Raw genomic sequence first — 20,044 nt, 5'->3', positions numbered from 1 at the left:
TATGAACTTAGGCACCTCACTTCATTGGGTATCAACCAAGATGTCAAAAAAGACATGCATAATCCAGGATGACGTAAAGGTGTCTTACTCCGAGCTTTGGAAGAATATTGAGTTATTGGCAAAGGCCTTTTTAAAAATGGGGCTGAGGCAAGACGATAAGATCGTTATCTTTCTTCCAAACTGCAAGGAGTTCATATATAGTTTCTATGCGCTTTCAAGGATAAATGTCATAAGCGTGCCGCTCAATCCACAGCTTACGAGTTTTGAATTAAAAAAGATCTTCAATGACTGTAAGCCAAAAGGCATAATAACTACCTCTTCATTGTACGACAAAAAGGTCGCGTCTATACTTAGTAAAGATAGGCTAATAATAGCTATTGATAAACAGATTAATGAATTGTTAAGCATAGGAGAAGAGGGCCCTCTCCCGAATTTTAACACCAGCAATAATCAGGTCGCTACGATTAACTATACATATCGAGGCATAGGAAAACCTTTGGGCGCAATGCTCACGCATGGAAATTATCATCACGGCGCCATCGGATATGTAAGACTTACAGAAGTCGTGACTGCCCAGCGCTTTTTATTGGTCATTCCTATGTCGCATATCTTCACATTGGTGAGCTGTGTGATCGTGCCGCTGTTGCGCGGGGCTACTGTAGTCATAACGCGAAGTTTTATACCGAGTCATATACTCAAGGTAATAGAGGCGCACAAGATAGACTTTATTATAGCTGTACCAACAGTGTATATCTCTCTTCTTAAAAATTATAGTAAGGGCCGCTTTGACATAAGCAGTCTTAAATACGGCATTACTGGCGGGAGTTATATGCCGTTAGCTATTCATAAAGCGATTAAAGAAGAGATGGGCATTGAGTTGTTGCAGGGTTATGGCCTGACAGAGACAATGCCGATAGCATGTAATCCCAAATCAAGAAATAGGCCGGATTCCTTAGGTGTGTCAGGACATGAGGTAGAGATAAAGATCGCTGACGGAGAGATCCTTATAGGCGGGCCAACCGTGATGCAGGGGTATTATAATAAAAACGGCGAGAATCAAAAATTTTTGAGAAAAGGCTGGTTTTATACAGGAGATAACGGGCAGCTGGATGAGGATGGGTATATATATTTCAATGGCCTAAAGAAAGATATTGCCAAAATAGGGGGCAACAATGTTGATTTGAAGGAGGTGAAAGATGTAATGTCTTCTTTCCCGGGGGCAAAGGATATAGAACTGGATGTTATAACGGATGATTTGTGGGGACATAGGATCAATGCACGATTAGAGATCGCCTCACGAAAAGAAGTGACAGAAAAAGATGTAAAGTCGTTTTGCAAAGAGAGGCTGGCGATCTACAAAATTCCCAGAAAGATCTCAGTAAAGATAAAATGAAGAATATATTTATTACAGGGGCCACAGGATTTTTGGGATGGGATATAGTAAAGAACTTGCTGAAAAAGCAGGATTCTAAGCTGTATCTCCTTGTCCGCGGAAACTCAGATATGAAGGCCAAAGATAGGATAACCAAGCTAATAAATAAGAGTTACGATAAGGCAAAGAGAGATGGCATAAATGAAAGAATTGAGGTCGTGCATGGAGATACAACCAAGAAAGATATGGGGATTAAAAAATTCACACTCGATAAGCTACGCAAAGAAATAGAGACGATATATCATTGCGCGGCATTATGCGAATTTGGAATGCCGCTTGAGCCGATTAGAAAGATAAATGTATTGGGTACAAAGAATGTCCTGGATTTTGCCTTGCAGTGCAATGAAAATAATCAATTTGATTCTTTTCATCATATAAGTACAGTGGCTGTGGTGGGTAAGTTTGGTGGCATCTTTTATGAAGACTCTCTGGATGTAGGCCAGGGTTTCAATAATACTTATGAAGAGACTAAATTTGAGGCAGAAAAGTTGATAGCCGAATATAGACACAAAGGCCTATCTATATCCATATATCGACCTAGCATAATAACAGGGGATTCCAAGACCGGTGAGGTCTCTAATTTTCAGATGTTTTACCAGCCTCTGCATATATTTTCACTCGGAATATTTGACGAGATCCCTGCTGACAGGACGCTCGGGTATAATCTTGTGCCTATAGATTATGTGGCCCAGGCAATATACCTTATATCGTCCGAAAAGGAAAATAATAATAGAAATTATCACCTGACCAATCCTAATACAATAGCCTTGGATTTCTTATTAGAGATGGCCAGTTCTTACTTTGGTTTTCAAAAGCCCAAGTTGACATTGCAGCAAAAGTTTCATTTTGAAGATCTAAAGGGTTTCAGGAGAAAGGTGATAGAGCCGTATTTACCATATTTTAATCATCGTACAGTGATATTTGATGCTGAAAACTTCGACGCAGCCATAAACGGCAAAGAATTTAGATGGCCCGTAATCGACAAAGATCTGCTTTCGCGGCTCTTTAAGTATTGTGCGGATGTGAAGTATATTAGACGGAAAGCATAAAGAAGGACATATGATAAAAGTCGCTCTGATATCTCCAAAGGGAACATTTTTTAGCAAAGATATTAAATTTAGAGAATTTTGGGAAAAGAATCAAATAAGACAATTTTATAGTCGTTTTTGGTCTGGTCTGAGTACGGGTTTATTAATAATCGGGGCATTAATGCCAAAAGATGTGAAGTGTAAATTGATCGATGAAAATTTAGAGCCAATTGATTTTGATATGGGCTATGATTTGATAGTATTATCTGCCATGACTCAGCAGGCTCAGAGGGCGTATCAGATTGCAGATGAATTTAGAAGGAGAAATGTGAAAGTAGTAATTGGAGGTATTCATGCCACTATTTTACCTAAAGAAGCCAAGGAGCATTGTGATAGTGTAATTGTAGGTGAGGCAGAAGAAACTTGGCCACAATTTATAAATGATTTTTTAAAAAACAATACACAACCTTTTTATTTTTCTACACGCTCTTTTGATTTAGAAAAATCACCAATCCCGAAATATGAGCTATTAAATCCTGAAAATTATAAGACTATTTGGATACAAACAACACGTGGATGTCCGCATAATTGTGAATTTTGTATTGCGTCTAGACTTTTTGGGACAAAATTTAGACACAAATCCATTAAACAGGTAATTAAAGAAGTAAAATTAATAAAGTCAATTTTTAAAAATCCTTGGATAGGGTTTGGTGATGATAATATGTTTGTGAACAAGAAATACGCTTTTGAATTATTAGAGAAATTAATTCCTTTAAAGATTAGATGGATGACGCAGACTGATATTTCAATAGCAAAGGATAAGGCATTGCTTGCATTATTGAAGAAAAGTGGGTGTCGTTTTTTATTTATAGGTTTTGAATCTGTTACAAGAAAAAGTTTGGAGTCGGTAGATAGGGCAGGTTTTAAAATTAGGATGTTGGACAAGTATAAAGATTATATACAGAAAATTCAAGAGGCAGGGATGGGTATAATAGGAGCATTTGTATTAGGTTTTGATTACGATGATACAACTGTTTTTAAAAACACAGCAGAGTTCATTATAAATAATCATATATATGCGTCACAACTTACTATTTTAACTCCTTTACCAGGTACTCGGCTAAGGGAAAGATTAAAAGACGAGAATAGATTGCTATCTTTTAATTGGGATAATTATACTTTTTGGGATGTAAATTTTATCCCTAAACATATGTCTGCTATCGAATTACAAAACGGGCTACTAAAAGTATATAAAACTATTTACGATGATAAAGTGCTCTTAAACAATGTTTCATATTTTAAAAAAATCTATTCTCGAAACAAATGATAACTATTTATACCATACAACCTTTAATCATAAGTATCATATATTTATTTATAGGCTTCTTTGCTTTTAGCAAAAACACAAGATCGCTTATTAATAGGACTTTTCTATTTGAATGCATAAGTGTTTCTGTTTGGTTATTAGGATACTTTGTCGTATATTCGCGTAGTAAGCCCGAAGATGCCATTTTTTGGTGTAAATTTGCTTATGTAGGAGTTATATTTATTCCTGTTTGTTTTTATCATTTTACCATTGCTTTTTTAGGGATAATAAAGAAGAAGTTTACTATTTTAGTTTATTTAGTAGGTTTTATTTTTGTTATTTTAACAATTACAACTGATCAAATTGTTTCAGGTTTTTATGAATTTTATTGGGGATATCAAACGAAAGTTGGTTTCTTGCATAATATATTTTTATTAGGTTATGGCTTTTTATATCTCTATTGTCTTGGTATGCTGTATTCTGGTTTCAAGAAAAACAAGTTCATTGCTTCTATAGAATATAATAAAATAAAATATATATTTATAGCATACATAATTGCAAGCATAGGTTCGATAGATTTCTTACCTAATTATGGGTTTGAATTTTATCCTTTTGGCTCTATATTTGTTTTAGCAGGTTTAGCGACAATTAGTTATGCAATCGTCCGTTTTCGTATAATGAATGTAAACATTGCCCTCACCCGTGCAGGTATTTTTGCTTTTGTATATGCAGTGGTCTTAGGCATCCCATTTGGACTCGGCGGTTTGGTTAAGGAGCCTTTATCCAGAGCAACTTCTAGCTGGTGGCTTTTGCCTGTATTTTTAATGGCGCTTTTGGCTAGCCTTGGCCCGTTTATCTATATGAAACTCCAGAAAAGGATCGAATCCAGATTGAGAGCTGAGGAGTTTAAATCGCAAGAGGCCCTTAGGCGGCTTTCGCATAATATGCTTCGGTTTGCAAATCTGAATAATCTTTTGAAATTGATAGTGCATCAGCTGGTCAAGATTTTGAAGCTCAAATTTGCTGCTATATATTTATTCGATGCCAAAAGGGATAAGTATATACTGAAGAACTACTGGAGGCCGATGCAGCCTTTGGATTCTACTTTTGAGCCAACCAGGGAATTTTCTAAAGATTCTGCTTTGATCAAGGATCTTTATATGAGGAGACTTCCGATCGTAACAGAAGAGATAAGGCTTTTTGCGCCAAAGGGCGTTTCTCCTCATGTAAAAGAACTGATAAACTCTCTTTCGCATCTAAAAGCAAACAGCGTAATCCCATCATTCTTACGGAATGATCTTATAGGTTTTGTGATCCTTTCTAATAAAAGAACAAATGCAGCGTTTACCCAGGAGGACCTGAATCTCTTGATGGTTTTGTCTAACGAAGTAGGCCTGGCAGTTGAGAATGCGCAGTTTCACCAAAAGGAAAAGATGGTCTTAGTCGAGAAATCCCGCAGGGAGGCCCTGGCAGATATGGCGCCTGGCGCGAGTCACCAGTTTAATAATCGTCTGGTCGCCATAAGTTCTTCAGCTGAGCTTTTACTTATGAAACTTGAAGGGCTTAAGATGGATCAGGTGAATGATGAAAAGGTGAAGGCTGTTTTAAAGGATGCAAAGAGCACATTGGAACTTATAGATAAAGAGGTATATAAAGGTAAAGAGATCACCTCCGCAATATTAAAAAGGGCAAAGGCAAAGGTGGATTTTCAAAAGGTGAATGTGCGCAACTTGATTGAAAACGCATACCGCCTTGTTCTTATAAGTCATTCGCGATCAGGGATCGGAGGATTTAAGGAGCCTAAGTTTAAATTGAAATTTTTAAACGATATACCAGTTATATTCGGAAGTGAAGCGCTCCTGCAGGACTGTTTTTACAATCTAATAGATAATGCGTTTGATGCTATATGTGATGCCTTAAAGGAAAAAGCCGGAGTTATGACCCAGGGCGAGGTAATCGTAAACTTAAAAAGAGAAGGCAATATACTTGCAGTCCAGGTAAAGGATAATGGCACAGGCCTTACAAAGGAAAGCCAGAAAAAACTCTTCACGCCTTATTTTACAACAAAGGCCACCTCAAATAAAGGGAGCGGCCTGGGACTGTATGTTATAAGGGATTTTATTGAAATGCACGGCGGTTCGATAAGGTGCGAGTCTGAATATGGCAAGGGCGCGACTTTTATCATTAAATTACCTATCGAGAAAAGAAAAAAGAAGAGGGGGGAATAGTGCACAAGATACTTATAGTAGATGATGAAGAGGCCTTGTTAAAGAATATAGCAGATTTTTTAACAGTGAAGGGGTATCAGGTGTTCACGTCTACAGATGGGGATTCAGGGCTCGAGCTATTGAAGAAAAATAACCCGCATCTTATGGTTCTGGATCTGCATTTAAAAGAAGGGCCGACAGGCACGCAGATCTTAAGGGTAGCAAAGATGCTGAAGCCTGATATAAAGGTGATCATGTTTACTGGCTTTGGAGAAGAGGATGACGCAAAGGATAATTGTCTCTCGCTTGGGGCAGATGCCTTTTTAAGCAAGCCCACATCATTGAAGAGTCTAACAGAAACCATAGAAAAACTACTGGAGGGAAAGTAAATGGAGGATACAGTGCTTAGTCCGCTGAGAAAAGAGTTTCATAGTCTGAATAACTGGCTCAACAAGATCACGATAGTCTCAGGTCTGACAAGGCATGAGTTAGAGACAAAAGGCCTTGATCCAGAAAAATTAGAAGACGAGAAGAAGAAACTCGTGCAGCTTTTAAATGATTTTGAGGAGTATGCTTTGAAGATAGGTGAGATAGTAAAGTCCTTAAGAAAGGAATTGACCAAGGGATGAGCAAGCGCATCTTGATAGTCGATGATGAAAAGGTCATTGCCCTGACACTGAAGGACCTCTTTGTTTCAAAGGGTTATGAGGTCAGCGTTGTCTTTTCAGGTCAGGAGGCAATAAAATATTTGAATGAACGCAGGTTTGACTTGATCCTCTTAGACATTCAAATACCGGATGTAGACGGCCTGGAGGTCCTGAAGGTGGTAAGGGAGGCGCATCCTGACGTCAAGACTGTTATGCTTTCAGGTTTTTTGGATGACTATAAGGAAGAGATAGAAAAAATAGGGTGCGACGCTGTTTTAAACAAACCCTTTTCAGTCGCGACACTCGCGAGCATTGTAGAAACGACCCTTTCTCGAAAGAAATACGATGGAGGGCGTTTTTCAGAATTAACTGAGGATTCTAATATCTTGACCAAGGCAAGGCTTCTTTTTATAGAACCGAACAAGATAATGTACAGTCCAAAACTTGCGTATTTCCAGGATAAGGAGCGCTGCAAGGGCATGTATCAGCTGGACGTCGCTTTTACAAAAGAAGAGGTCTTAAAGAAGATAAAGACGTTTAAGCCTAACATTGTTTTAAGTGATATAGGGATGTTCAGGCTGTATGACCTGGCTGAGAGATTTACAAGACTGCCAGAACCACCAAAGGATGTAATACTTTATGGTATGCCGCCAGGCGCTGAAGATAAACATAAAACAGAGGGGACATCTTTTATAGGAGGATTGTTTGATCCAGCTACTCTTGAATTAGCGCCAGAGGAGATGGATAAGCTCGGCAGGATAGTGCGCGCCACAGCCATAATGCACAATCTGTATGTCGAGCCAGAGAGGCTCGAAAAAAAGGTCACTGTTAAAAAACGGCATTTGATCGGCCGTAAGCTTATTTTCTGGTTTATCTTTACGCTTGTATTTTTTGGCTTTATATCCGCGGTGTTTCATATACAGCAGGCCCTTTATAGTAGATTTGACTGGGCGCGTCATATTCAACTCGTAGCAGTCCTCATCATAGTGTTTTCAATAAGGCCGCTGGAATGGCTCCTGGTAAGGCTGACAGACAGATTTTTATTCCAGAAGAGGTTTTCATATGAGCGCATGCTGGTACAGGCAAGTAGCGGCATGGTGCTCATAACTGATCTTCAGAAATTAATAAATCTAATAGCGCGAATTGTAAAAAAATACATGCGTTCGAGCAGTGTCTGTATTTTTTTATATGACGAGAAAACGCGCGACTTTGTTTTAAGATTTCGTCGAGGCGATAACCAGGACCTGGAAGGGTGTGTTTTAGGGAGTGATCATCCAGTACCTATGTGGTTAAAGAGAGAGGTAAAGCCTCTCCTGTATACAAGCGTGGGCGTTGGAGAAAAGAAGCTAAAGCGTGAATTAAGGGGGTTGGGTTGCCAGGTTTGTATGCCGAGTTTCTGGAATAAGGATCTGACAGGTTTTTTGATCCTGGGTGAGAAGTTCTCGGGAGATCCTTATACAAGTGAAGAGATCAGCCTGCTTTCCACTCTTTCAAACGAAGTCGCTATTGCCATAGAGAATGCGAAGAATTTTCTCAAACTGGAAAATCTCAGGGAGAAAGAAAAAAAGAACCATTTCGAGACAGTGTTGGCGCTGGCCAAGACCGTGGATGAGAAGGATTCTTATACGCGCGGGCATTTGGATGAGGTCACAAAATATGGGATGATAGTTGCGAATGAGCTCCCTGAATTACAGAAATCAAGCATTGATATGGAGGAATTAAAGGTCGCGCTTCTCTTGCACGATATAGGCAAGATAGGCGTGCCTGACGCGATATTGAATAAAAAGAAGAAACTCAGTTCTGAGGAGTGGGGCATAATGAAGCAGCACTGTGATGTAGGCGCCAGGATCGTGGAGCCTGTTGCTAGATTAAGAAAGGTAGCTGTTATAATCAAACACCATCAGGAAAAATATGATGGCAGTGGTTACCCTGACGGGCTAAAGGCCGAGGAGATCCCTATCGAGTCTCGCATTATAGCTGTTGTGGATGCATATCATGCCATGGTATCTGACAGGCCTTACAGAAAGGCATTGCCAGGGAAGCAGGCATTGAAAGAGCTCAAGGATAACGTGGGCACACAGTTTGACCCTGCTGTAGTAGAGGCATTTTTCAGGGCGTGGAAAAAAGGGAAGATAAAAAAGAGAAGGGCGCGCAGATGAAATATATTGTTTTAGTCGGCGATGGTATGGGAGATAGGCCGCTGGAGGAACTTGGAGGCAAGACGCCTCTTGAGGCAGCCAAGACCCCTAATATGAATTTTATTGCAGAGAAGGGCAGGGTCGGACTTACGAATATGATACCTGGCCGTTTTGCGCCTGCAAGTGATGTTGCAAATCTTTCTATATTAGGATATAGTCCGCGCAAGTATTATACAGGCCGCGGACCGCTCGAGGCAGCGAATATGGACATAGATATGAAGGACGACGAGATAGCATTCAGGTGCAATCTCGTGACTATTTCTAACGGGCGGATGGCGGATTATAGCGCAGGCCATATATCGAGCGAAGAGGCCAGGCATCTTATTGATGAACTGAATGCCAAGATGAGTACCAAAGATATAAGATTTTATGCGGGCATGAGCTATAGACATTTGCTTATATTGAGGTGCAACAATAAAGATGAGCTAAAGGGGCTTATGAAGGTGAAGTGCGCGCCGCCGCATGACATTATCGGCAAAAAGATAGATCCTCGTCTTCCGAAAAAAGGTGACTATGCTGAATTTTTAAAGAGGCTCATGGATGATTCCAGGGATGTGCTGCTGAGTCACGAGGTAAATAGGGTGCGGTTGGATCTGAAAGAAAATCCTGCGAATGCGACCTGGCTATGGGGACAAGGCACAAGGCCATTCATGCCGAAGTTTTCAGAGAAGTACAAGATAGAAGGCGCTATCATTTCAGCAGTGGATCTTATTAAAGGTATAGGTAAGATCATTGGGCTAAAGGTGATCGATGTGCCTGGCGCAACTGGTTATTATGATACGAATTATTTGGGCAAGGCGCAGTATGCGATCGATTCTCTTAAGGATAGGGATTTTGTATTTGTGCATGTGGAGGCGCCTGACGAGGCTGGTCATAACGGGGATCTAAAAGAGAAGATCACGAGCATTGAGAAGTTTGACAAATTTGTCGTCGGGACAGTGCTGGAGCATTTTAAGTCTTCGAAAGAGGAATTCAGGATACTTGTTACCTCTGATCACGCGACACCCATCTCTCTCAGGACACATTCGCGCGATCACGTGTGTTTTGCGATGTATGGTACTGACATAGAGCAGGATGATATCCTGTATTTTAACGAGAAAGAGGCCCGTTCGACCAAATTCCGCATTGACCGCGGTTACGAATTGATGGAATTCTTTATCCGATAGATGAATTCACTCACAGTAATCCTAGCCTCGCTCGTGTTCCTCGGAGCCGGGTATTTTTTTTATGCCCGGATCATAGAGAGATTCTTTGAAGTAAATCCCAAAAACGTGACGCCTGCCCACAAGTATTATGACGGCGTGGATTACGTACCTGCCAGGAATTGGTTAATCCTTTTTAGTCATCATTTTGCGAGCATTGCCGGAGCAGGGCCGATCGTAGGGCCTATTATAGGTGTAGCGCTCTGGGGATGGTGGCCTTGTAGCAGTGATGATACTTAACGCATTCATCCTTACGACATTAGATACAGCGACAAGGATATGCAGGTACTTATCCGAAGAACTTTTTAAAATAAAGAATAGATTCTTTTCTACCTTTGTGGTAATATTTATCAGTGGTCTTTTGGCCCTAAGCGGTAAATGGGGCAAGATCTGGCCTGTATTTGGCGCCAGCAATCAGCTGGTGGCAGCGCTTAGCTTTGTGGTGATATCGAGCTGGCTTTTGTGTAGAGGAAAAAGCATTAAGTTTACTTTTTTACCAGCTGTCTTTATGCTTGTTACCTCTATAGGAGCGCTTTTATATCAGGCAGTGCATTTTATAAAAGACAAAGAATTCGCGCTGGTAAGTGTTTCAATCGTGCTTATTGCAATGGCAGGCGCGATGGTTTTTGATGTTTTTACGATAGTTAAAAAAAGAAGGCTTAGATGCGAAACAATTTAATCGTACAAAAATACGGCGGGAGCTCTGTCGCTAATATAGACAGGATAAAGAATGTAGCCAGGAGGATCGCCAGGTACAAGAAGAATGGCTATGGACTTGTGGTGGTGGTTTCTGCGCTGGGAGATACTACAGATGAACTCATGAATCTCGCGCACGAGATCACGCCTGTGCCGAGCAAGCGAGAGATAGACATGCTTATATCTACGGGTGAACAGGTTTCTGTTTCGCTCCTGGCAATGGCGTTACACAGGATGGGCGTGGGAGCCATCTCTTTTACCGGCGCGCAGGTAGGTATCATGACAGATGACAGCCACACAAAGGCAAGGATCGTGGGTGTCAGTGCTGGCAAAATAAAGGCAGAACTAAAAAGAGGCAAGGTGGTTATCGTGGCTGGTTTTCAGGGTATAAATCCTGAGCAGGAGATCACAACGCTTGGCCGCGGAGGTTCAGATATTACAGCAGTGGCGCTTGCCAAGACGCTCAAGGCAAAGGTGTGCGAGATATATACCGATGTGGAGGGCGTTTATACTGCTGATCCAAGGATCGTAAAGGATGCGAAGAAGCTTTCGCGCATAAGCTATGAAGAGATGCTTGAACTGGCGTCGCTGGGCGCGCAGGTTATGCAGGCGAGGTCAATGGAAGTCGCGAAGAAATTTTCCGTACCGCTGCACATACGTTCGAGTTTTAACAATAAACAGGGAACTATTATTTCTGAGGAGGTCAAGGCAATGGAAGATGTTCTTGTTAGCGGTGTTACCGCAAATAAAGGCGAAGCAAAAGTAACTATATGTGATGTGCCTGACAGGCCAGGTATAGCAGCAGTCATATTTAAGGATCTGGCAAAGGCAGATATAAACGTTGATATGATAATTCAAAATATATCAAGGACAGGCTATACAGATGTTTCTTTTACAGTGCCTCTTGCTGAGCTTGCCAGGACCAAGCAGGTTGTGCACAAGATAGTGAAAGGTGTAAAGGCAAAGGGCGCGATTTATAACAATGACATTGCAAAGGTTTCCATAGTCGGCATTGGTATGAAGAGTCACTCAGGAGTAGCAGCGCAGATGTTTCAGGCCCTGGCCTTAAAAAAGATTAATATAGACATGATCTCGACCTCTGAGATAAAGATATCGTGCGTGATAAAGAAGAAGCGCGCAGAGGAGGCAGTCCGGACGCTTCACAAGGCGTTTGGATTAGGGAAGAAGGGATAGATATGCAGGAAATCAAGTTATATGACACTACATTACGGGATGGTTCGCAGGGAGAAGGGGTTTCCTTTTCTTTGAATGATAAACTAAGGGTCGCGAAGAAGCTGGATCTGCTGGGGATTCATTATATAGAAGGCGGGTGGCCTGGGTCTAATCCAAAAGACATGGCATTTTTTAAAGAAGCTATGAAGACCAGGTTTAAAAAATCTGAGGTAGTTGCCTTTGGCAGCACCAAACGGGCAAAGATCAGCCCTGCAAAAGACGGTAATCTGAAGTCACTCCTGAACTCTGGCGCAAAAACAGTGACTGTGTTTGGAAAGACCTGGGATCTGCACGTAGAAGACGTCCTGAACGTTTCTTTGCAGGAAAACCTGGACATAATCAAAGAGACAGTCGAGTATCTGAAGTCTAAAAAGCGTAAAGTGTTTTACGACGCAGAGCATTTTTTTGACGGATATCTGAATAATAAGGATTATGCGCTGGAGACGCTGCGAACAGCTGTAAAAGCTGGGTGTGACGAGATCGTGTTGTGCGATACAAATGGCGGCATGATTACGTATGAGCTGGCAAGGATCGTTATGGCTCTGGCAAGTGAGTTTCAGGTGCCTTTAGGGATTCATACACACAATGACAGCGGCATGGCTGTTGCAAATACTATTGCCGCGGTGGATGCAGGGTGCAGCATGGTGCAGGGTACGATCAATGGTTACGGCGAACGCTGCGGGAACGCAGACCTGTGTGTTATTGTGCCAAATCTTCAATTAAAGATGGGGCGCAGGTGCGTGTCAGATTCTAAGCTGAAGGAGCTTACAGAAGTTTCACGGTACGTGAGCGAGCTTTCGAACATGAAACAAAAGGATAATCAGCCTTTTGTTGGCAGGTCCGCTTTCGCGCATAAAGGCGGCGTGCATGTCAACGCGGTCATGAAAAATCCCGAGACATATGAACACATTAAGCCAGAGTTAGTGGGGAATCACAGAAGGATCCTTGTTTCAGAGCTCTCAGGCAAGACTAGTATCATCCTTAAGGCAAAAGAGATGGAGCTAGATCTTTCAAAGGAGGACCCAAAGACCAAGAAGATCTTAAGGCTTATACAGAATCTTGAGAATCAAGGATATTATTTTGAGGCAGCTGATGCTTCGTTTCAGCTCTTGATGAAAAAGGCGCTGAAAAAATATAAGCCATTTTTTAGTCTCGAGGGTTTTAAGGTGAGCATTGAGAAAAGGGAAGATAACACCCTTATATCAGAGGCGACTATAAAGGTAAAGGTAAACAGGAAAGAGGAGCACACAGCCGCGGAGGGCGATGGTCCTGTGAATGCGTTGGACAATGCGCTGCGTAAGGCACTGAACAAATTTTATCCAACGCTCGCAAAGATGCATTTGTCTGACTTCAAGGTAAGGGTGCTGGATGAAAAAGCAGGCACTGCAGCAAAGGTCCGTGTGTTGATCCAGTCGCAGGACGAGCGTTCGTCCTGGGGCACTGTTGGCGTGTCAGAGAACATCATCGAAGCCAGCTGGCAAGCCCTAGTAGACAGCGTCGAGTACAAACTATTAAAAGACAAAATCAAATAGAGATCTTTACGCTTTAGCAGTCTCCCGCTTCTGTAGGCCAGGTTTAAACCTGGCCTACAGAAGCTGCGCAATAACTTCAGCATAATGACAAAACCATGAAAGAGATTCCTGCCCGATATAATCCTCAAGAAGTTGAAAAGTCTATATATTCGAAATGGGAGGCGCAGGGGGTTTTTAGCGCTAAGCCAGAATCTGGCAAAAAACCCTTTACCATAGTCATTCCTCCGCCGAATGTAACAGGCATTTTGCACATGGGCCATGCATTGAATAATACTCTGCAGGATATCTTGATCCGCTGGAAGAGGATGCAGGGTTTTGCGAGCTTGTGGGTACCAGGTACTGACCATGCTGGCATTGCTACGCAAAACGTCGTGGAGAAAAAACTCGCTAAGGAGGGAAAGAAGCGGGACGATCTGGGCCGCGAGGGATTCGTAAAAGAGGTATGGAAGTGGCGCGAGGAGTATGGAAACACTATTATCATGCAGCTGAAGAGGCTGGGCGCCTCGTGTGACTGGGCAAGGACGCGTTTCACAATGGATAAAGGACTTTCCGACGCAGTCTTGGAGGCATTTGTAAGTCTTCATAAAAAAGGCCTTATATATAGAGGAAACTATATTATCAATTGGTGTCCAAGGTGCAAGACCGCTCTCTCTGATGAGGAAGCTCCACATGTGGAGACTGAGGGGAAGCTGTACTATATCAAGTATCTACTTGCGGAGGGACAAGGGACAAGGGACCCCATACGAAAATCGAAGATTTCGTACGGGGCAGGCAAAGGACAAGGGGTTACAGTTGCTACTACGAGGCCGGAGACTATGTTGGGGGATGTGGCTGTAGCTGTTAATCCAAAGGATAAAAGATACAAAAAACTCGTTGGTAAAAAATTGACCCTTCCAATAATCGGCCGCGAGATACCAATTATCGCGGATGATTTTGTGGATAAAAAATTCGGCACAGGCGCGGTTAAGGTCACGCCAGCGCATGATCCAAATGACTTTGAGATAGGCAATAGGCACGACTTAGAACCTGTTCTTGTAATGAATCCTGACGCTACAATGAATGAGAATGCAGGCTCATACAACGGCAAAGATAGATTCCAGGCAAGAGAAGGTATTGTAAAAGAATTAGAAGAAAAAGGATTGCTTGTGAAGATAGAATCGCATCATCATGCTGTAGGGCATTGCTATAGATGCCACACTGCTGTGGAACCTTATTTGTCGAAGCAGTGGTTCGTTAAGATGAAGCCGCTCGCAAAGCCAGCCATTGACGCAGTGAAAAAAGGCAAGATCAAGTTCTATCCCAAGAGATGGACAAAGGTGTACTTGAATTGGATGGAGAATATCAGGGATTGGTGCATATCTCGTCAAATTTGGTGGGGCCACCGGATTCCAGTCTATTATTGTGAAACTTGTGGAGAGGTGATTGTTTCAAAGGTGAACCCAGAGAGATGCCCAGAGTGCAGCTCTACTAAGATACGACAAGACGAGGATGTGCTGGATACATGGTTTTCGTCGTGGCTGTGGCCGTTTTCTACGCTTGGCTGGCCAGAAAAGACAGAAGATCTCAAATATTTTTATCCAACAGATGTTTTGGTTACCGCGCCAGAGATATTATTTTTCTGGGTGGCAAGAATGATCATGGCAGGTATGGAATTTACAGGAGAGATCCCATTCAGTGATGTCTATCTGCATGGCACAGTCAGGGATCTTACAGGCAAGAAGATGTCAAAGTCGCTCGGCAATATCATAGATCCTATAGACATCATCAATGAATTTGGCACAGATGCATTGAGATACAGCATGATAGCCATAACAGCGACAGGGCAAGACGTATTTCTCTCCAAAGAAAAATTTGAGATCGGCAGAAACTTTGCCAACAAGATCTGGAATGCGTCGAGATTTGTGTTGATGAACATTCAAAAAGCCGAGGCTGGACCTCGGCTTTTTTCAAAAAGCCGAGGTCCAGCCTCGGCTTTTAGCTTGGCGGATAAGTGGATACTTAGCCGGCTCAATAAGACAATCGAGGCTGCAACAAAGTCTCTCGAGCAGTACAGGTTCAATGAGGCAGAGTCATTGGTCTACGATTTTTTCTGGCATGAGTTCTGCGATTGGTACCTCGAGATAATAAAGCCGCAACTAATGCAACGGGCCAACGGGCCAACGGGCCAACGGGTAACGGAATGCGTATTAATACATATCCTTGAAAGCTCTTTGAAGTTACTGCATCCGTTTATGCCGTTTGTGACAGAGGCGGTGTGGCAGAATATAAAGGAAAGAGAAAGTATAATTACAGAGAAATGGCCGAGCGTAGATAAAAAGGCGATTAAAAAGGATATCGAGCACAGTGTCGAGATCATAAAAAACATTATCGTGAGCATAAGAAATATACGCGCTGACATGAATATCCCGCATACGAAAAGATTTAAAGTGTACCTGGCGCCTTTAAAAAAAGGCGCGGAGGGTAAATTAAAAGGAGGCATTGACTACATAAAGAATCTTGCTCGATTAGAGGAGCTGGTGATAGATAAGGACATGAAAAAACCTGAAGGCTGCGCTACGGCAGTGTTAGAGGATTTTAATATCTTTGTGCCGCTAAAAGGTATTATAGACCTTGATGCGGAAAAGAAAAGACTTGGTAAGAAGAGAGAGGAACTTGACAGGCAGCTGGGATTTACTGAAAAAAGACTAAAGGACAAGAATTTTGTTAAAAAGGCGCCTGAAAAAATAGTAAGCCAGGAGAAGGAAAAGAGTCTAAAGTTGAAAGAACAGATAAAAAGGTTGAGCGAGACCCTGAAAGCATTATGAAACCTGTAAGAGAAAAAATCCTACCAATAATAATGGCTGCCTTAGGTGAAGATGTGGGAGGCGGCGATATCACCTCTGGAGCGATTTTTGAGAAAGACATGATCGTTCTGGCTGACATTGTCGCGAAAGAGGAATGCGTGCTCTGCGGCATAGATGTTGCAAAGTGGGTGTTTACCGCGCTGGACGAAAGGATAATCTTTAGATCGATTTATAATGACGGAGCTACCATTAAAAAGGGAAAGAAGATCGCTTCTATAAAAGGGCCTGTAAAGAATATCCTGACGTGCGAGAGGACTGCATTGAATTTTCTTAGCAGGCTTTCAGGTGTCAGTACGCTTACAGCCGAGTTTGTAGAAAAGATAAAAAAGACAAAGGCGAAGATATTTGATACGAGAAAGACCATGCCTGGCATGAGGGTCTTGGAAAAATATGCTGTGAGAGTGGGGGGCGGCTCTAATCACAGGATGGGGTTATGGGACCAGGTCTTGATCAAGGATAATCACCTGTCTCTGTGCAGCATCGAGGATGCTGTGGCAAGGGCAAAGAATAAACATTATAAGAATATCGAGGTAGAGGTTGATAATCTGGGAGATTTTAAAAAGGCCCTGGCCTCAGGCGCTGATATTATAATGCTGGATAACATGACGTTAGAAGATATAAGAAAAGCAACGAGGTTAGGGACAAGTAACAAGAGACAAGGGACAAGGGTGATGTTAGAAGTATCTGGGGGCATTAATTTAGAAAATGTTGCGAAGATTGCACGTACAGGTGTTGACAGGATTTCAATAGGCGCTCTTACCCACTCAGCTCCATCTGTAGATTTCTCCTTGGAAATAAATGTCTAAATTTAAGTTAGTCAGTTCGTTTAAGCCGCAGGGGGACCAGCCTCAGGCTATTGAGAAGATCACGCAGGGGCTAAAAAAAGGCGTTCGGTCTCAGGCCCTTCTTGGCGTTACTGGCAGCGGCAAGACATTTACAATGGCAAATGTCATTGCTGATGTGCAGAGGCCAACGCTTGTAATATCGCATAATAAGACACTTGCCGCGCAACTCTATGCTGAGTTCAAGGAATTTTTCCCGCATAACGCAGTCGAGTATTTCGTAAGTTACTATGATTATTACCAGCCAGAGGCGTATGTCCCGCACACAGATACCTATATAGAGAAGGATGCCTCAATCAATGATAATATCGACAGGCTCAGGCTTTCAGCTACGAGCAGTCTTATGTCGCGGCGGGATGTGATCATTATTTCCAGTGTCTCGTGCATATATGGCCTGGGTTCTCCGGAAGATTACCAGAAACTTCTGTTATTTTTAGAAAGGGGACAGAAGATAAAAAGGGACACCCTTCTTTTAAAGCTTATAAATATACGCTATTCGCGGAATGATATTGATTTTACGCGTGGATGTTTCAGAGTAAGGGGCGATATCGTGGAGATATTCCCCGCGTATAAGGAAACAGTGTTCAGGGTGGATTCTTTTGGCGACACAATAGAGAAGATATTAGAGATAGATCCATTGACGGGAGAGGTTTTAGGAGAGGTGGAAAAAATAGCTATTTATCCTGCGAAGCATTTTGTCACGACGCAGGAAAAGATAGAGAAGGCCATTGCTTCGATACGCGTTGAATTAGCGGAAAGGCTCGAGGAATTAAAGTCTCAGAATAAATTACTCGAGGCGCAGCGTCTTAATTCCAGGACGCGGTATGATATTGAGATGTTGTGGGAGCTGGGCTTTTGCAATGGCATAGAAAATTATTCAAGGCATCTGAGCGGCCGTTCTCCTGGGTCAAGGCCGTATTGTCTTATAGATTATTTTCCAGATGATTTTCTGACTATTCTTGATGAATCACATGTCTCAGTGCCGCAAATAAGGGGCATGTACAATGGCGACCAGGCGCGTAAAAAAACGCTTGTTGATTATGGATTTAGACTCCCGTCCGCGCTGGATAACCGGCCGCTAAATTTCGAGGAATTTACCAGCGTGATCAATGAAAAGATATTTGTTTCAGCTACACCGTCCGAGTATGAGCTAAAGGAATCCAGTCAGGTCGTCGAGCAATTGATAAGGCCGACAGGACTTATTGATCCAGAGATCATACTTAAATCCACTGATGGCCAGATAGATGATCTTGCGCAAAATATAAGGGACCGCGCCAAAAAAGGCCAGAGGGTGCTGGTCACGACTTTGACCAAGAGGATGGCAGAGGATCTTACAGCGTATTTAAAGGATGCGAAATTAAAGGTCAGGTATCTGCATTCTGAGGTACAGACGATTGAACGCGTTGAGATATTACGCGATTTAAGAAAGCAGAAATTCGATTGCCTGGTGGGCATAAATCTATTGCGCGAAGGCCTGGATCTTCCTGAGGTGTCATTGGTCGCGATTTTAGACGCTGATAAGGAGGGATTTCTAAGGTCGCAGACAGCGCTTATTCAGGTAGCAGGCAGGGCTGCGCGAAATATCGACGGCCAGGTGATCATGTACGCGGACACAGTAACGAAATCCATGGAAAGGGCCATGCAAGAAACAGAGAGGCGGAGAGAGAAGCAGCTCGAATTTAATAAGAAGAACAATATTACACCAAAGTCAATAGAGAAGGCTGTTAAAGATGGCATAGAGATCGCCAAAAAAGCAGAGGGCACTGTTGTTGATGTAACTGGCCAGAGCGAAGAGGAATATGAGGTCGATAGCCTGGTCGGTGAGATGCAGAGAGAAATGGAACTCTGCGCGAGAAACCTGCAGTTTGAGCGTGCAGCAGAATTGCGGGACAGGATCAAACAACTCAAAAAATCATGATGGACGAGAAGATATTAGATTTTTTTAAAAAGCGAAAAGATAAATATGCCTCGGGCGAAGAGTTGAGCAAGGCGCTTGGTGTTTCGCGCACAGCTATATGGAAGCACATTGAAAAACTGCGTGAAGAAGGGTATGACATCATGGCGTCTCCACACCTTGGTTATAAATTAATGGCGCTTCCAGATATCTTGAGCTCGATCGAGTTGAGGCGAGATCTTAAGACCGAGATAATAGGTAAAAAGATCTATTCCTATAAAGAGATATCTTCTACCAATGACGCGGTGCATGAGCTGGCTATATCTGGCGAAAAAGAGGGCGCAGTAGTAGTGGCAGAGTATCAGACAAAGGGTCGCGGCAGACTCGGGCGAAAATGGGTTTCGCCAAGGGGCAAGGGTGCTTATTTTTCAATAATATTAAGGCCGGACATTTTGCCAAGAGAGGTGTCCTTGATCACGCTTATCTCAGCGCTTAGTGTTGCAAAGTCAGCGCGGGAAACAGCAGGACTTTCCGCATATATTAAGTGGCCGAACGATATTCTTATAAATGGCCTTAAGGTGTGCGGTATATTGACAGAATTGAATGGCGAAACAGATAAGATCAATTTTGTTATAGCTGGGATAGGTATTAATATAAATACGAAAAAGGAACTATTGCCTGAAGGCTCTACATCTCTTGCAGAAGAAAGACATTGTCAGGTTTCAAGGTTGGAATTTGTTAAAACAGTTTTAGTCAATCTTGACAGATACTATAAAATATTCAATAAAGGCAAGATAGGCGACATTTTGTCCGAATATAAAAAGTTATCCGCAGTGCTTGACAGGCGCGTCCAGATAAATTATCATAATAGGCTTATATCAGGCCAGGCCATAGATGTGGATAGGGATGGGGCCCTTATATTGAGGCTCGATTCTGGTTTTAACGAGCGCGTCCTTGCCGGCGATATCACAATGCTGAGGTAAT

The 20,044-nt window shown here is 42.4% G+C and carries 16 protein-coding genes; all 16 read left to right on the top strand.

Going from position 1 to position 20,044, the window contains the following annotated elements:
* Nucleotide 1: 1 nt before the first annotated feature.
* The 16 genes from P9L93_07750 (at nucleotide 2) to P9L93_07675 (ending at nucleotide 20,043) form a co-directional block, all read left to right on the top strand.
* Nucleotides 2-1,393: an AMP-binding protein gene (locus P9L93_07750; GenBank protein MDP8230971.1), complete on the top strand. Its 1,392-nt coding sequence runs from the start codon at nucleotides 2-4 to the stop codon at nucleotides 1,391-1,393.
* Entirely contained in the window at nucleotides 1,390-2,481 is a 1,092-nt protein-coding gene (locus P9L93_07745) for an SDR family oxidoreductase (protein MDP8230970.1), read from the top strand. Before P9L93_07750 ends, P9L93_07745 begins: the two co-directional genes overlap by 4 nt.
* A gap of 10 nt (nucleotides 2,482-2,491) precedes the next feature.
* Complete coding sequence (locus tag P9L93_07740) at nucleotides 2,492-3,787, top strand: cobalamin-dependent protein (protein MDP8230969.1); 1,296 nt, start codon at nucleotides 2,492-2,494, stop codon at nucleotides 3,785-3,787.
* On the top strand, nucleotides 3,784-5,994 hold the full coding sequence (locus tag P9L93_07735) for an ATP-binding protein (GenBank protein ID MDP8230968.1): 2,211 nt from the start codon (nucleotides 3,784-3,786) through the stop codon (nucleotides 5,992-5,994). Before P9L93_07740 ends, P9L93_07735 begins: the two co-directional genes overlap by 4 nt.
* Nucleotides 5,994-6,362 carry a response regulator gene (locus tag P9L93_07730; protein ID MDP8230967.1) on the top strand — a complete coding sequence of 123 codons (369 nt, stop codon included), beginning with the start codon at nucleotides 5,994-5,996 and terminating at the stop codon, nucleotides 6,360-6,362. Before P9L93_07735 ends, P9L93_07730 begins: the two co-directional genes overlap by 1 nt.
* A complete protein-coding gene (locus tag P9L93_07725) occupies nucleotides 6,363-6,602 on the top strand; it encodes a hypothetical protein (protein ID MDP8230966.1) in 240 nt (79 codons plus the stop codon).
* Nucleotides 6,599-8,779, top strand: coding sequence for a response regulator (locus P9L93_07720; protein MDP8230965.1), 2,181 nt, complete (start codon nucleotides 6,599-6,601; stop codon nucleotides 8,777-8,779). The genes P9L93_07725 and P9L93_07720 overlap by 4 nt, the downstream gene beginning before the upstream one ends.
* Nucleotides 8,776-9,984: a cofactor-independent phosphoglycerate mutase gene (locus tag P9L93_07715; GenBank protein ID MDP8230964.1), complete on the top strand. Its 1,209-nt coding sequence runs from the start codon at nucleotides 8,776-8,778 to the stop codon at nucleotides 9,982-9,984. The genes P9L93_07720 and P9L93_07715 overlap by 4 nt, the downstream gene beginning before the upstream one ends.
* Nucleotides 9,985-10,260, top strand: a complete 276-nt coding sequence (locus P9L93_07710; GenBank protein ID MDP8230963.1) for a carbon starvation CstA family protein — start codon at nucleotides 9,985-9,987, stop codon at nucleotides 10,258-10,260. It begins immediately after the preceding gene.
* Nucleotides 10,250-10,699, top strand: coding sequence for a carbon starvation CstA 5TM domain-containing protein (locus tag P9L93_07705; protein MDP8230962.1), 450 nt, complete (start codon nucleotides 10,250-10,252; stop codon nucleotides 10,697-10,699). Before P9L93_07710 ends, P9L93_07705 begins: the two co-directional genes overlap by 11 nt.
* On the top strand, nucleotides 10,684-11,910 hold the full coding sequence (locus P9L93_07700; protein ID MDP8230961.1) for an aspartate kinase: 1,227 nt from the start codon (nucleotides 10,684-10,686) through the stop codon (nucleotides 11,908-11,910). The genes P9L93_07705 and P9L93_07700 overlap by 16 nt, the downstream gene beginning before the upstream one ends.
* Nucleotides 11,911-11,912: 2 nt before the next feature.
* A complete protein-coding gene (cimA, locus tag P9L93_07695; GenBank protein MDP8230960.1) occupies nucleotides 11,913-13,481 on the top strand; it encodes a citramalate synthase in 1,569 nt (522 codons plus the stop codon).
* A gap of 95 nt (nucleotides 13,482-13,576) precedes the next feature.
* On the top strand, nucleotides 13,577-16,285 hold the full coding sequence (locus tag P9L93_07690) for a valine--tRNA ligase (GenBank protein ID MDP8230959.1): 2,709 nt from the start codon (nucleotides 13,577-13,579) through the stop codon (nucleotides 16,283-16,285).
* Nucleotides 16,282-17,130 carry a carboxylating nicotinate-nucleotide diphosphorylase gene (gene nadC / locus P9L93_07685; protein MDP8230958.1) on the top strand — a complete coding sequence of 283 codons (849 nt, stop codon included), beginning with the start codon at nucleotides 16,282-16,284 and terminating at the stop codon, nucleotides 17,128-17,130. Before P9L93_07690 ends, nadC begins: the two co-directional genes overlap by 4 nt.
* Nucleotides 17,123-19,084, top strand: a complete 1,962-nt coding sequence (gene uvrB / locus P9L93_07680) for an excinuclease ABC subunit UvrB (GenBank protein MDP8230957.1) — start codon at nucleotides 17,123-17,125, stop codon at nucleotides 19,082-19,084. Before nadC ends, uvrB begins: the two co-directional genes overlap by 8 nt.
* A complete protein-coding gene (locus tag P9L93_07675) occupies nucleotides 19,081-20,043 on the top strand; it encodes a biotin--[acetyl-CoA-carboxylase] ligase (protein MDP8230956.1) in 963 nt (320 codons plus the stop codon). Before uvrB ends, P9L93_07675 begins: the two co-directional genes overlap by 4 nt.
* Nucleotide 20,044 lies beyond the last annotated feature (1 nt).

It is taken from the genome of Candidatus Gorgyraea atricola (assembly GCA_030765235.1).
Taxonomy (GTDB): Bacteria; Omnitrophota; Gorgyraeia; order Gorgyraeales; family Gorgyraeaceae; genus Gorgyraea; species Gorgyraea atricola.
This window is presented reverse-complemented; position numbering and strand designations above follow the sequence as displayed.